Source organism: Brooklawnia sp., from assembly GCF_032229645.1.
In the GTDB taxonomy this organism is placed as follows: domain Bacteria; phylum Actinomycetota; class Actinomycetes; order Propionibacteriales; family Propionibacteriaceae; genus Brooklawnia.
Genome location: NZ_JAVTWX010000042.1, coordinates 1 through 13,774 on the forward strand (window position 1 = coordinate 1; position 13,774 = coordinate 13,774).

Annotated in this window: 17 protein-coding genes; 1 reads left to right on the forward strand and 16 read right to left on the reverse strand. The window is 63.5% G+C overall.

What is annotated here, in order from left to right:
* From AAFP05_RS02760 to AAFP05_RS02805, 10 genes are all read right to left on the reverse strand, one after another.
* The coding region (locus AAFP05_RS02760) for a CNNM domain-containing protein (protein ID WP_341728329.1) at positions 1-256 on the reverse strand (256 nt) is incomplete at its 3' end.
* Positions 229-687: an rRNA maturation RNase YbeY gene (gene ybeY / locus AAFP05_RS02765; protein WP_341728330.1), complete on the reverse strand. Its 459-nt coding sequence runs from the start codon at positions 685-687 to the stop codon at positions 229-231. The genes ybeY and AAFP05_RS02760, both read right to left, overlap by 28 nt.
* Positions 684-1,673 (reverse strand): PhoH family protein, encoded by a 990-nt coding sequence (locus AAFP05_RS02770; protein WP_341728331.1) that lies wholly within the window; start codon positions 1,671-1,673, stop codon positions 684-686. The genes ybeY and AAFP05_RS02770 overlap by 4 nt, the downstream gene beginning before the upstream one ends.
* A 137-nt stretch (positions 1,674-1,810) precedes the next feature.
* Positions 1,811-2,107: a DUF5709 domain-containing protein gene (locus AAFP05_RS02775; RefSeq protein WP_341728332.1), complete on the reverse strand. Its 297-nt coding sequence runs from the start codon at positions 2,105-2,107 to the stop codon at positions 1,811-1,813.
* Positions 2,108-2,360: 253 nt separating this feature from the next.
* Entirely contained in the window at positions 2,361-3,362 is a 1,002-nt protein-coding gene (gene hemH, locus AAFP05_RS02780; protein WP_341728333.1) for a ferrochelatase, read from the reverse strand.
* Positions 3,349-4,650: a tRNA guanosine(34) transglycosylase Tgt gene (gene tgt, locus AAFP05_RS02785; RefSeq protein WP_341728334.1), complete on the reverse strand. Its 1,302-nt coding sequence runs from the start codon at positions 4,648-4,650 to the stop codon at positions 3,349-3,351. Before tgt ends, hemH begins: the two co-directional genes overlap by 14 nt.
* Positions 4,640-5,461, reverse strand: coding sequence for a twin-arginine translocase subunit TatC (gene tatC / locus AAFP05_RS02790; RefSeq protein WP_341728335.1), 822 nt, complete (start codon positions 5,459-5,461; stop codon positions 4,640-4,642). The genes tgt and tatC overlap by 11 nt, the downstream gene beginning before the upstream one ends.
* A gap of 93 nt (positions 5,462-5,554) precedes the next feature.
* Positions 5,555-5,920: a twin-arginine translocase TatA/TatE family subunit gene (gene tatA / locus AAFP05_RS02795; RefSeq protein WP_341728345.1), complete on the reverse strand. Its 366-nt coding sequence runs from the start codon at positions 5,918-5,920 to the stop codon at positions 5,555-5,557.
* Between the two features lie 98 nt (positions 5,921-6,018).
* Positions 6,019-6,984 carry a WYL domain-containing protein gene (locus AAFP05_RS02800; RefSeq protein ID WP_341728336.1) on the reverse strand — a complete coding sequence of 322 codons (966 nt, stop codon included), beginning with the start codon at positions 6,982-6,984 and terminating at the stop codon, positions 6,019-6,021.
* Positions 6,981-7,967: a WYL domain-containing protein gene (locus AAFP05_RS02805; RefSeq protein WP_341728337.1), complete on the reverse strand. Its 987-nt coding sequence runs from the start codon at positions 7,965-7,967 to the stop codon at positions 6,981-6,983. The genes AAFP05_RS02800 and AAFP05_RS02805 overlap by 4 nt, the downstream gene beginning before the upstream one ends.
* A 129-nt stretch (positions 7,968-8,096) precedes the next feature.
* Between AAFP05_RS02805 and gluQRS the strand changes: the two genes are divergently transcribed.
* Positions 8,097-9,011: a tRNA glutamyl-Q(34) synthetase GluQRS gene (gene gluQRS / locus AAFP05_RS02810; protein WP_341728338.1), complete on the forward strand. Its 915-nt coding sequence runs from the start codon at positions 8,097-8,099 to the stop codon at positions 9,009-9,011.
* 3 nt (positions 9,012-9,014) lie between these two features.
* Here the strand turns inward: gluQRS and AAFP05_RS02815 are convergent, their stop codons facing one another.
* Genes AAFP05_RS02815 through AAFP05_RS02840 form a run of 6 tightly spaced genes read right to left on the reverse strand, consistent with a single transcriptional unit; the run spans position 9,015 to position 13,508 of the window.
* Positions 9,015-10,046: an FKBP-type peptidyl-prolyl cis-trans isomerase gene (locus AAFP05_RS02815; protein WP_341728339.1), complete on the reverse strand. Its 1,032-nt coding sequence runs from the start codon at positions 10,044-10,046 to the stop codon at positions 9,015-9,017.
* 38 nt (positions 10,047-10,084) lie between these two features.
* The gene (locus AAFP05_RS02820) at positions 10,085-10,822 is read right to left on the reverse strand and encodes a pseudouridine synthase (RefSeq protein WP_341728340.1); all 738 of its coding nucleotides are present in this window, start codon (positions 10,820-10,822) and stop codon (positions 10,085-10,087) included.
* Positions 10,803-11,417 (reverse strand): SMC-Scp complex subunit ScpB, encoded by a 615-nt coding sequence (gene scpB / locus AAFP05_RS02825; RefSeq protein ID WP_341728341.1) that lies wholly within the window; start codon positions 11,415-11,417, stop codon positions 10,803-10,805. The genes AAFP05_RS02820 and scpB overlap by 20 nt, the downstream gene beginning before the upstream one ends.
* Entirely contained in the window at positions 11,414-12,259 is an 846-nt protein-coding gene (locus AAFP05_RS02830; protein ID WP_341728342.1) for a ScpA family protein, read from the reverse strand. The genes scpB and AAFP05_RS02830 overlap by 4 nt, the downstream gene beginning before the upstream one ends.
* On the reverse strand, positions 12,256-12,582 hold the full coding sequence (locus tag AAFP05_RS02835) for a hypothetical protein (protein ID WP_341728343.1): 327 nt from the start codon (positions 12,580-12,582) through the stop codon (positions 12,256-12,258). The genes AAFP05_RS02830 and AAFP05_RS02835 overlap by 4 nt, the downstream gene beginning before the upstream one ends.
* A complete protein-coding gene (locus AAFP05_RS02840; protein ID WP_341728344.1) occupies positions 12,567-13,508 on the reverse strand; it encodes a ParA family protein in 942 nt (313 codons plus the stop codon). The genes AAFP05_RS02835 and AAFP05_RS02840 overlap by 16 nt, the downstream gene beginning before the upstream one ends.
* Positions 13,509-13,774: the final 266 nt, after the last annotated feature.

Below are 13,774 nucleotides of genomic sequence, written 5' to 3' on the forward strand. Positions count from 1 at the left end.
CGATCGAGATGACTTCGCAGGCGACCCGGAGGAAGGCCGCGGTAGACGTCTCCGGCGCGGGATCGTCGGTGATCTGCTTGACCGCCGGTGCGCCCCGCTTACCGTCGGCAACCATCTGCTCGGCCCGGGTCGGGGTAATGCTCACCAACGCGGTTTCCACCGCGGACCCGATACCCGCGAGCGCCGCAGCCACCACGGCGCAGCCGATCATGATCCAATCGACGCTGGTCACTGTGCCGCCCTTGAGCGCTGCCACTCGGCGATGATGGTGTCGTTCAACCCGAACATCACGGCCTTCTCGGCCGGCTCGGCATGATCGTGACCGAGCAGGTGCAGCAGCCCGTGAATCAGCAGGTAACGGATCTCATCGGCGGGCTCACGGCCGTTTTCCGGTGCCTGCGCCGACGTGAACTGTGGGCAGATCACGATGTCCCCGAGCATGCCGCGCGGGGGCGCCTGACCCGGCTCGGGGGCCCGCAACTCGTCCATCGGGAAGCTCATCACATCGGTCGGCCCCGGCAGGTCCATGAACCGCTGATGCAGTTCGGCCATGGCGTCCGGGTCGATCAGCAGAATCGATAGCTCCGCCTGCGGATGAATCCGTAGGCGCCCAAGCGCAAACTCCGCCAGTTGGACCAGCGCAAGCTCGTCGACCTGCTCACCCGACTCGTTGTTGATCTCGATCATCGGTTGCCCCGCTGTCCCCGCGGCGAGAAAGCCTCTGCCAGCGTCGAGTCGTACCGATCGTAGGCGGCCACGATGTCTCCGACGAGCCTGTGCCGTACGACATCGCGCTTGGTGAGCTGACAGAACGCGATATCGCGCACGCCGTCGAGAATGCCCTGCACGGCGCGCAAACCGCTGCGCACACCGCCGGGCAGATCGATCTGGGTGATATCGCCGGTGACGACGATCTTCGCGCCAAATCCGAGCCTGGTGAGGAACATCTTCATCTGCTCTGTTGAGGTGTTCTGGGCTTCGTCCAGCACGATGAAAGCGTCGTTGAGCGTGCGCCCGCGCATATAGGCCAGCGGCGCCACCTCGATCACCCCGCCAGTCAGCAGCTTCGGGATCGAATCCGGGTCGAGCATGTCGTGCAGCGCGTCGTAGAGCGGACGCAGGTATGGATCGATCTTGTCGTTCAAGGTGCCGGGCAGATAGCCGAGCCGCTCGCCAGCCTCGATAGCCGGGCGGGTCAAGATGATGCGATTGACCTGTTTGGACTGCAACGCCTGCACGGCCTTGGCCATCGCGAGGTAGGTCTTGCCGGTACCGGCAGGACCGATGCCGAAGGTGATGGTGTGCTTGTCGATCGCGTCCACATAGCGCTTCTGGTTGAGCGTCTTGGGACGAATGGTGCGGCCTCGGCTCGACAAGATGTCTTGCGTGAGGATCTCGGCCGGGCGCATACCGTCGGCGCCCATCGCGAGGACCCGCTCGACGGTCTCGGCGGTCAAGCCCTGACCGGTGCGGATGATGGCGACGATCTCTGTCAATGCCTCGTTGGCAGCAGCGATATCGCCGGTCGTGCCGGTCAGCGTGAACTGATTGCCGCGCACATGGATATCGGCGGCCAGGTCACGTTCCATGATGCGCAGGAATTCATCGCGAGGACCGAGGACGGTGACCATGTCGATGGAAGCAGGCACCTCAAATCTACGGGTGCCAGGCATGTGATCGACGGTGCGGACCGCCGATCGAGGCTCAGCAGCTTCTTCAAGGGGTTGATGACTGGTAGTCAGGACGATCCTTCCGTAGCGTTCCCGCCAATTCTAGCCGCGCACCACCAATCGGCCGCGACCCGGATCGCTCAGTCGTCGTTGTCCTCGTCATCGCCGGGGTTCTCCAGGTCTTCTTCCGAGACGATGTGCATCGCGGCCTCTTCGGCGCTGGCCGCCCCCCCGGATATGCCCACATCGGAGGCGACCGACTCAGCTATGGTGTCGGTGCCGTCGAGGCCACCGCCGGCGGCCACCAGGCGTCCCGCACGCTGGGTGCCGACCTGCCGGTTCTCGCGATTGGGATTCCATGGCCCGTGCAGCTTCTTCGGATCGGTCTCCGGCTGCTCCTGAGCAATGCGCTGCTCGAGGGTCTCCCCCTGCTTCATCTCGGCCCCTGTATTGCCGAACCCCTGCGCGGGAGACCAGTTGTCGGGCGCTGTCTAACCCTCGTCGAGAACATCGTCCACGCCGCGATTGATCAGCGAATCGGACTCGCTGAGCTGCTCCATCTGGACCGACGGATCGGGGATGTCTTCGCTGTTCGCCGTGTTCTCTGTCATGTATCGATACTGCCATTACTGAGCCCACGGTGGGCCCGGACGCGCCAACTCGGCGGCCCTGAGCCCGGCCCGTTCGAGGTCAGACGCCGGCGGGGCTACGCAGGGTTTCCGCGACGGGCTGCACATGGTCGGAACGCAGGATCTCTGCCAACGCCCGGGCCCAATGATCTTGCGCGTTCAATGCCGGAACCAGGGTGAACTCGGTGCCGCCGGCCGCCGTGAAACTCTTGGCCAGCTTCGAACCGATGTCGTAGACGGTCTCCAGGCAATCGACCGCGAAGCCGGGACAGACCACCAGCACGCGCTCGGTACCGGCATGGGCCCACGCCACGCACTCGGTCTCCAGTGCGGGCTCCAGCCATTTCATCGGCTTGATCGCCGACTGGAAGGTGACGCGCAGTTTCTCATCGGGCACGCCCACGGCCTCAGCCAGTAGATGGGCCGTCACGCGGCACTGCTGCTGGTAGTCCATGCCGACGCGGGCACCGCGAACCTGATGACTCACCGGAATGGAATGGAAGGAGATGACCATCAGGTCGTACTCGTCGGTGAAATACGGACGCACGCTGGTGGCCAGTGAATCGATGAACCCGGGATGATCATAGTAAGGACGCAAGACGCTCAGCCGTGCCCCAGGGAACCGGGTACCGACCTGCTCGATCGCGTACTCGGCGGCACTGACGTAGCTGGAGTAGGTCTCCTGGGGGAACATCGGTGCGATGACGATCTCGTCGGCATCGGCCAGTTGATCGGCGATGTCATCGATGCCCGGATGCCCGTACCGCATGAAAGGCAGCACCGAATGCCCGAGTTCAGCGCTCAATTTGGCGGCCAGCGCGTCGCTGTGCACGGCCAGCGGGGAACGCCCGCCCGACTCGGCGAAGAGATCCCGGTAACGTGCCGATGAGCCACCCACGCGTCCCGGAACGATGATCTTGTCGACGAGTACTCGGCGTACCGCGTCGGGCATCCCCATCATGTACGGATCGTTCAGAAACTCGGAGAGGTACTCCGTCACGGCAGCCTTGTCGGGGCTGTCGGGGGTACCCGTGTTGACGAGCAGCGTTCTAGTGCCTGGCACGTTTGGCCTCCTCATATTGTGGTATGCGCCCTGCGTTCGACCGAGGCGCTGCGGCATAGAAACGACCGAGCACCTCGGTCCGGCAGGCCTCGAAGTCTCCGGCGATCATGGCTGCCCGAATGGAATCGACCAGCCGTACCGTGAATCGTTCGTTGTGAATGGTTGCGAGTGTCGCAGCCAGCATTTCCTTCGCCTTGAACAGGTGGTGCAGATAGGCGCGCGTAAAATGCGTGCAGGTGTAGCAGTCGCAGCCGTCCTCGAGCGGGACGAACGCTCGCCTGTTCGCCGCGGTGGTCACGTTGTACCGTCCGTCCGCAGTGTAGATCGCCGCGTTCCGCGCCACTCGGCTCGGATTGACGCAATCGAAGGTATCAACACCGGCCTCGATCGCTGCGAAGAAGTCATCGGGCTCGCTGATGCCCAGCAGATGCCTGGGTTTGTCATCCGGCAGCTCGGAGGTACACCAGGAGACGATTTCGCCCAGCCGTTGCTTCTCCAGCGCTCCGCCGATGCCGTAACCGTCGAAGTACTGTCCCTCGACCTCGGTCGTCATCAGCCCGCGACAGGCCTGTCTGCGGAGGTCTTCGTACTGGGCACCCTGCACCACACCGAAAAGCGCCTGGTAGGGACGATGCGATCGCTCCGCGGTCAACTCGCGATGAGCCGCCAGGCAACGCTGCGCCCAAGCCTGGGTTCGTTGCACGGACGACTCCTGGTACCCGCGAGTGTTCAGCAAGGTGGTCAGTTCGTCGAACGCGAAGATGATGTCGGCGCCCAGCTCGTGTTGCACGCGCATACTGATCTCGGGAGTGAAACGATGCCGGTCACCGTTGATGGGCGAATTGAACCAGACCCCGTCGTCGTCCACGTGGGCCTGACGCTGCTTTCCCTCGGCGATCACGTCGTCGTTCTGTAGCCCGGTGACGTCCATCGCGAGCACCTTCTTGAAGCCAGCACCCAAACTCATGACCTGAAAACCACCGGAGTCGGTGAACGTGGGTCCCGGCCAATTCATGAATGCGCCCACACCGCCGGCCTCATCGACGATCTCACTGCCGGGCTGAAGGTAGAGGTGGAAAGCGTTCGCGAGCACAGCCTGGCCACCCAACTGAATGATCTGTTCGGGAAGCACCGCCTTCACATTGGCCTTGGTGCCGACGACGATGAACGCCGGCGTGGCAATCTCACCGTGCGGCGTGCGGATGACTCCGGCTCGTCCCAGCCCATCGGGCAGTCTGGCGTCCACCCGGAAACCGAAGTCTTCCGGGCTTGGCGGTTCACTGGTCATCAGTCTGAAGTGTCTTTCCCCGATATTCGATTTCGGCCTCGTCGGGAGTGAGCTCCCCTTTTCGGATCCGTTCCTTCAGCCGAGCCTTGTCCCGGCGGGAGCAGATCAGCTCGCTGGCCAAGTACATGATCACCATCGGCAAGGAGAGCGCGAGCATCGAGAACGGATCGCCCGATGGCGTTGCCACCGCGCCGAAGACGAAGCACAAGAAGACAGAGATGGTGCGGGCCTTCTTCAGCTGCCAACTCTTCAACAGGCCGAGCATGTTGAGCATCACCAGCACCACCGGCAGCAAGAAGCTGAGGCCGAAGACCAGGAGCATGCGCATTTCGAGGGAGAGGAAGTCGTTGAGGTCCTGCAAGTTGGCCACGCCGGCCTGGGCAACCGTGAAACCCAGCATGAACTCGAATGCCCTCGGCAAGATCAGGTAGCCGACGACCACACCGGAGAGGAAAAGCGGGATCGCCGATAGCAGGAAGAGCTGCGCGACCCGCTTCTCCTTGGTCAGCAGGCCCGGGACGATGAACGCCCATAGCTGGTACAACCAGACCGGGCAGGCTGCGATGAGCGCAGCCAGGCCCGCGGATTTCAGCGCCAGCAGCATCGGGGACGCAACGCCCGAATTGACGACCTGAATCTGCGCGTCCGGGTTCGCCGCGCTGACTCTGTCGGCAGCGATCTGATAAGGACGCAGGATCAGCTCGACGATGGGGATATAGAAGATGAAGGCAACGACGAACAAGACCAGGACGGCTACCGCTGAGACGATCAGCCGGTAGCGGACCTCCCGAACGTGATCCCAGATATCCATCGCCCCGTTCTCGTCGAACTGGGGTGGTCTGAGCCACGCAAACCTCGTCTTTGGTTTGCTGCTCGTAGGGGCGTCAGCCGACATCGGCCCCGCCTACTGCTGTTGGGAGGGCGGCTGCTGGTTCTGCGGCTGGGCCTGCGGGTCGTAGCTCGGCTGCGGCTGCTGGGCATCGTAGACCGGCTGTGCTGGCTGCACCGGCGGAATCGGCTGACCGGTGTACGGCTGAGCCTGCTGCGGCTGCGGAATCGGCTGCACGTAGTTCTGGGCCTGAGGCTGGGCGGCAATCTGCGGCTGCTGGCCCTGGGCAGGGTCGTCCTTCTTCAGCTCTTTCGTCTCTTCCTTGAACTCCCGAATGGCCTTACCAGAAGCCTTGCCGAGGCCCGCGAGCCGGGTGCCACCGAAAAGCAGCAACGCGATGATCAGGACGACCAACAACTCTGGCCAACCGATAGAGCCCATGACTTCCTCCAGCCTTGACGACATGCGTGGCTCCCATGGTATGCGCTGGGACGAGACGAGCTCCAACCGGCCATGCTCCCCAGAGACTACTCAGGCCCCTAGACAGAACTCGCCTGACCGCCGAAAAGCAGCTCGGTGCGCTCGATCGCCTCACGTGCGGCTGCGGTCGCTGCTCGTGAGGCACTCTCGGGAGAAACGGACCGAACCTGGTCGCCGAGCCGCAGCAGCAGGGAATCGAGCCAGGCCGGATCGGCGACCGCGAATCGGACGCTCGCGCCGCCATCTGGACCGGCGGCAACACCACGCGCGGGGTAATAGTCGATCACCCAGGTGGCGCCTGCGGTCAGCTCCAATGTCACTTCCCCATCGGATTGATCGAACCAGCCATCGGGTAATTCCGGTATCGGGCCGTGGTCATCGACCGGCTGCCCGGTCGTGACCACCTCGACGATGCGGTCGATCCGGTAGGTGCGCCAATCCCCACGCTCCAGGCTCCAGGCTTGCAGATAGGCGATCGAGTCGCGCATCTGGATCCCCGCCGGGTCGACATCGGGATAGCTGGTGGTCCCGCGGGCCGCGCCGTCATAGGTCAGATGCACCCGCTGGCGGCGCTCGATGGCGGCGGTCAGCAACTCGCGGATGCGGTCATCCCCGGTGCTGACCGACAGCCACACCAGATCCTGCTGACCGGTGGCATCGGAGAGCTTCTCGGCCGCGCTGCGCGCAGCGGCCCGGCTCGGGCCGGTCGTCATCTCGGCGACGGCACGCAATGCCACCAACAGAGAGACCGCTTCGTCGGGGGTGAACCGCATGGGACGCGACAGGTAGTCGGCGTTGCTGAGGTGGATGACTCCTTCGCTGGTCGCAGCGTCCATGTCGATCTCGATGAGATCGTCCGGCAAGCCACCAGGCAGCCCGCACATCCACAGCACATTCAGATCGGCGAGCAACTGTCTCTTGGTGATGTCGAAGGCCGCAGCGGCCTGCGCAACGCCGATACCTGGATGGGCCCGCAGGTAGGGCACCATGGCCAGTAATCTGGCAACCTGATCCTGGGATGTCATGCCCGCTCCCCCGCTTCGGATCTGTCTGCCGCCGCGTCGTGCGCGGCGAGCACTCCGCGCAAATGGGCAAGTACCGATGCCCTCAGTGCAGCGGGTTCCAGGACGATGACATCGGCGCCGAAACCGGCGATCTCGGCGACCGCGTTGTCCTGGTTCAGTGGCACCCGGAATGCCTCGAACCCGACAGGCAGTTCGACCGGCGATTCCGTGCGCTCACCTCGGCGGCGCAGCGCCGGCGCTCGCTCGGACCGGATTGCCAGGACCACCTCGAAATCCGATTTCGGGATCAGATGCTGGGTAACGTCGCCCAGCGAATCATTGCTGGGCGGCACGAACGCGTCCGGACGCCCCACGGTGGCCACCGCGCTGGTGATGCGGGAGAGCTTGAAGATGCGCGGGGCCTGTTTGTCGCAGTCGAAGGCCAAGAGATAGCTGTTGTTGTTTCGAAGCACCAACCGCCACGGTTGCACCGTGCGCTGCGGCCCCGACCTGTACATGAATCGCACAACCTGACGTTCGATCATTGCTTCCCACAGCGGGTCGAAGGCTGCCTCGCGCACAGTCAGCCTGGGTGCCAGCGATCGCAGCCGGCTGGGATCGGGATCAACTCCGGCCGCTCGCAGTTTCGTCAGTGCATGGCTGGTCTGATCGGCCACGCTGGCTTGCTGCCAGACGGTGGCAGCAAGCCCCAAGACCATCGCCTCCTCGCCCGTGAACTCGATCGGAGACAACTCGAAGTCGGTACGCACGATCCGATAGCCCGTTTCGTCATCGAAGAAGCGCTCGTCGCTGCCTGTCTCCACGGGAATGCCCATCACCCGCAGCGCATCCTTGTCCCGTTCGAAGGTACGGTCAAAGTTCTCGTCACTGAGATCCCGGTAGCCTTCGACGGTCTCACGGATCTTCGCGCGAGGCACGAACCGCCGTGAACTGAGCAGCAGAATCGTCAGATTGACGAGTCTCTCGGTCTTACGCGCAGCCACGCAGCTACGCTAGCAGGCGGTCTTTCGCGACCTGAGCGTGGCGCGTGGTGTGGCAGCTGGACTGTGCCGGGCCGCGATGGTCGGCCGGAGCTAAGGACCCTCCGATGAATCAGGCCCTAAGCTCGGTCCATGGTCGTCGGACGATTCGCACCCAGCCCCACGTCCGATCTGCATCTGGGAAATCTGCGCACAGCGCTGCTCGCCTGGCTGCTGGCCCGCCACGACACGGGCACCTTCGTGTTGCGCATCGAAGACCTCGATCAGCAGCGTGTCACCGCCGCTCCGCAGGTCGCGGAACACCAACTGGCGGATCTGGCCTCACTCGGAATCGATTGGGACGGCACTGTCGTCCGCCAATCACAGCGTCTTGACCTCTACCGGGAGGCGGCCGCAGGCCTGGAGACCTACGAATGCTTCTGCACGCGCCGAGAGATCGCGGAGGCATCCCAGGCACCCCATGGCTCATATCGTCCATACCCCGGAACCTGCGCTCGGCTGAGTGAGACGGAGCGCGCCGCACGACGCAGGCAACGTCGTGCGGCGATCAGGGTTCGGGCTCACGGGGCGATCATGACGGTGCATGATCTGCATGCGGGCCCAGTGCGTGGCGAGGTCGACGATTTCGTGCTCTTCCGCGCCGATGGCACGCCTGCCTACAACCTGGCCACCGTGGTCGATGACGGCGTGCAAGGCATCACGCAGGTCTGCCGTGGCGACGATTTGCTCGAATCGGCTCCCCGCCAGGCCTGGCTTGCGGACGAACTCGGTTTCGCGCCGCCGAGCTACGCCCATGTCGGGTTGGCAGTGAATCGAACCGGCGCACGGCTTGCCAAACGCGACGGCGCGGTCACCTTGAGAGCCCTCACCTCAGCGGGCGTGACCAGGCAGCAGGCCTTCCACGCGATCTGCGCTTCGGCCGCCCTGCCAGAGGCCGACTCGGCCCCCGAACTGCTCAATGCGATCCGGGGCCACGATTGGTGGACGACTGAAGCCATCTGGCGGCCATGGGTCGTGAACACGCGGACCGCGCCTCATCGGGCTTGAGCCTTAGCCGTACTGCTGAGCGAAGAGCAGATCCACCACACAGGCGACCGAGGTGTTGGGTGCCATCGACGGCGTCCGATTGCCGTTTGGATAGGCGACCGAGCCTGGCATCGTCACCAGCACGCGGCTGCCGACCTGTTGCCCGACCAACGCATTGAACAGCGCCTGATGCACTGCTGCGCTGGGTGCATCAGTCACCGCCGCGCCGGCGTAGTCGTTGTAGTACTCCGTGCCGTCCCAGGCCACGCAGACCGCATGGGATGTGAGCGCGTCAGTGGCCTGCAAAGCCGCACCACTACCCTTGATGAGCGGCTGGACCCCTACCGTGGTGGGTTCGGCCAGCCCTGCGGGAATGCTGATCTTCGGAACGCCGTCGACCTCGGTCACCTGTGGCAGTCCATCGGGAGGCGTCACTGCATCGCCAACCGGACCTGCCAGTTCGGCGTCGAGGATGTCGACGATGAACAGCAGCGTATCTCCGGGGTCGATGCCGGCCTCAGCCTGCCCGTTGGGGTCGTAGGCCTCAGAACTGGTGATCGCGATCGCGAGACGGCTTCCGACGTGCTGGCCGACGACGCCCTTCGCGAATCCGGGGATGAGTTGCGAGAGCTGGAAAGTCGCGGCGGTGCCGCTCGTCCACGACGAGTCGAAAAGCGAACCGCTCCGCGCGTTGAGGGCCTCATATTGAACCTTCACCGTGGCGGTCGCGCTCGGGACGACGGGTCCGGTTCCCTCGATGATCACCTTCGTCATCGTCTCGTTCACCTTGAACGGGTAGGGAGCATTCACTGTCGGCTCGGTACCCCAGTCCGCGCTGACATCAATGCCGCCGAGATCGGCGAGCACCGCGGGCTCGACGGTCGGTGTTGCGCTCGGCGTCGCACTGGCGGGGGTATCAGAGGGGGTCGGGCTCGGGCTCTGGTCAGCATTGCCTCCGCCGCAAGCGGCGAGGGTCAACGCGAGAGCCACAGCTCCGGCGACGGCGCCCAGGCGCACAGTATGACGTTTGGAAGACTGGAATCGGTGGTCACGCACCAATGCAGATTACCCGACGTGGCTGAGAAGGAACGCCGCTATCGTTCGATGATGTCAAGCAGTGCACCAAGTTCGGCCTGCGTGAGTTCGCGGGTCTGGCCCGACTGCAGTTGTCCGAGCTTCACGGGACCGATCGAGATACGCGAAAGCTGGCGGACCGGATGCCCGACAGCGTCCATCATCCGCCGGACGATACGATTGCGCCCGGAATGCAAGGTGATCTGCACCATGCTCCGCGCAGCCGCACGCTGTACCAGCTTCAGCTTGTCAGCCTTGATCGGGCCGTCTTCCAAAGTGACGCCCTTCTCCAGGCGGCGCAGCGTCTTGTTGTCGAGCAGGCCTTCGACCTCGACAACATAGGTTTTTGGAACCTCATGGCTGGGATGGGTCAGCTGATTGGCGAACTCGCCGTCGTTGGTCAAGATCAACAGACCATCGGTGTCGGTATCGAGTCGACCGACGTGAAAGAGCCGCTGATGCCTGGGCACGTACTGCTGCAGGCTGGGACGCCCCTGCGGATCGTCCATCGTGGAGATCACGCCCCTCGGTTTGTTCAACGCCAGGTAGAGGTGGCGGCGTGGCGGCGGGATGCGCGAGCCATCGACCCTGATGACATCGTTATCCGGGTTGACGCGTGTTCCCTGCTCGGTGACGACGGCGCCGTTGACTTCGACTCGTCCGTCAGCGATCAACTCCTCGCTTGCCCGTCGGCTGGCTACGCCCGCTTGCGCGAGCGCCTTCTGCAGGCGGATGCCGTCAGTTGGCTGGTCGGTCATCAGTTTTCTCCACGTCGTCAGGAATGATTGCCAGGGCAGACAATTCAGCAGCCAGGTCGGCGGCCTCGGGCAGATGCGGGGCAATCGGTGGCAGATCATCCAGACTAGCCAGCCCGAGCCGCTCAAGGAAATAATCCGTCGTGCGCAGCAAGCCCGCGCCAGTGATTTCATCGCGCTCCTGCTCGGCGATCAGGCCGCGCGCCATCAGTGTGCGGACGACCCCATCGACGTTCACCCCACGCACGGCCGAGACCCTGGATCGAGCGACCGGCTGGGAGTAGGCGATGACGGCGAGTGTTTCCAAGGAGGCCTGGCTGAGCCTATTCTGCTGACCTTCGATGACCCACCGTGCGATCAAATCGGCCTGTGCCGTACGAGTCGCGTACTGCCAGCCGCCCGCTACCTCCCGCAGTTGGAAGCCACGGGCGGTGCGATCATAGAAGCGCTTGAGCTCGCCGAGCGCCTCGGTCACGACCTTGGCCGGCCGGCCAAGGGTCTCGGCCAGTAGGACGACGGGCAATGGCTCGCTGGCCATCAGCAGCAACGCCTCGAGATCCGCCTGGATCCCGGCTGCAGCATCAGTGATCTCGCTCATCTGGACTCCGCTCGGCTCTCGTGGTCGTCGTCGGCTGGGACGGGCTCGTCGAACTCATCGGATATCTTGATCTCCCCCGTCTCGCCGCCGGTCCAACGGATCGTCAACTCGCCCAGCGGCGTCAGCTGTTCGAAACTGACCTGAGCGCGGCGAAAGAGTTCGAGCAGGGCCAGGAACCTCGCCACGCATTCCAGCCTGGTGGCATCTGCCACCAGCGTCCGGAATGTCAGCGTCCGCGCCGCACGCAACCGGGAGCCGACGATGCCGGCCTGTGCCGCCACGCTGATCTGCGGCAGGTGCAGTTGCATCAGCGGTATCGTGCGTTCCGCCTCTCGAGTGAACGCCCGCTCTGCCAGTTTCGCTAGCCGCGCAGCGCCGCCCTGAATCGTGACCTCCGGCAGCAAAGAACTGAACTGCTCCTCCAGGCCACCGGGACGTACTCTGAGCATCTGCTCTGCAGCCATCCGATCCGCGAACCAGGACGAGACCTGCTTATAGGCCCGATATTGCAGAAGCCGCGCGAAGAGCAGATCACGGGCCTCGAGGACGGCCAGATCGTCCGGATCATCGACCTCGCCGGTGGGCAGCAGCCGTGCAGCCTTCAAATCCAGCAATGTCGCGGCGACTACAAGGAATGACGAGGTCTGCTCCAGGTCCCAGACCTCGCCGCCCACCTTCACATATGCGATGAACTCGTCGGTCACCTGGCTGAGAGCGATTTCCGTAATGTCCAGTTGCCGTCGTCCGATCAGCTGAAGAAGCAGGTCAAAGGGCCCCTCGAAATTACTCAGACGGATCAGGAACGATCCTTCGGTATCGGCGAACGGCTCGCTACGGCTCATTGCGTCAGCCGCCGCAAGACGTCCGAATCATCACCGCCCGATTGAAGTTCATCGGCGAGCATCCCAATCGCCACGCGCACCAAGCGTCCGCGATCGACGTTGACGCCGTGATCGGCACGCAACCGCAGCCGAATCTGCTCCAAGTTGAGCAGTTCGTCGGTGCTGACGTAGACAGTGATCTTCTCGTCGTGGCGCACGCGCCCGGTGGGTCCGGTAGCCTCCTTCTTCGGCCGTGCATCCGACGGCAGCGAGTCTGCCGTCGCGGTCTCCTGCTGGCCTCGGAAGAGTTCGTCAGCCCCCGGCAGTTTCACCCGACGTGGCATCTAACCAGCACCTCCCTCGCCAGCATGCGATACGCATCAGCACCGGGAGAGTTCGGCGCATAGCTGGTGATCGGCTCGCCTGCCACGGTCGTCTCCGGAAACTTCACGGCCCGCCGAATCACTGTGTGAAAGACCGTATCGCCGAACGCCTCCACAACACGCTGCAAAACCTCGCGACTGTGCAGGGTGCGCGAGTCGAACATGGTCGCGAGGATCCCAATGATTTCGAGATCGGGGTTGAGTCTGTCGATGACTTTCGAGATCGTGTCCGTGAGCAGCGCGACACCGCGCAGCGCAAAGAATTCGCATTCCAGCGGGATGATGACCTTGTCCGAAGCCGTCAATGCATTGACGGTCAGTAGGCCCAGCGATGGCGCACAATCGATGAGGATGAAGTCATAACGGTCTCGTACCCGATCCAGCACGCGCTTCAAACTCTGCTCACGGGCCACCTCACTGACGAGTTGCACTTCGGCGGCGGACAGGTCGATATTGGCTGGCAAGAGGTCCATGCCCTCGGTCTCCGTCGACAACACGATCTCGTCGAAGGAATACTCACGGCTGAGCAGCAGGTTGTAGATCGATTGGTCAAGATTGTGCGGATTGACACCTAGCCCGACAGAAAGCGATCCCTGCGGATCGAAGTCCACGAGCAGAACCTGCCGTCCTGTCTCGGCCAATGCGGCACCCAGATTGATGGTGCTCGTTGTCTTGCCGACCCCGCCCTTTTGATTCGTCATCGAAATGACGATGGCATGCTTGGGCCCTGGTGCGGGGGGCAGTGGTTCAGGCAGATCAGGTAGCGGACGACCGGTAGGTCCGAGTTCAGACTCCTGCTCACCCGCTTCGGTGTCATCCGGTCCGGCATCGTCGGGACGCTCGACCTCGAACAGGCCCTCGTCCGCCCGCGTTGATCGATCACTCATGCAGGTGCTCCTTAAAGACTGGCAACAAGCCAAGATTAGTCGACATGTCACCTCACTTTGTGGACGATCGGCAGACTCGCCGCGGATGCCCCTCACTCTCGACGATCACTCCAAGGTTCCGACGCGCGGCCGCGATACAACTGCTCAGCCTGGATAGAGATTTCGGGCACAAAAAACTCCCCTTTGAAGACCGAAGTCTTCAAAGGGGAGTTTATAATGTCCGGCGGTGTCCTAGTCTCCCACAGGCTCCCGCCTGCAGTACAATC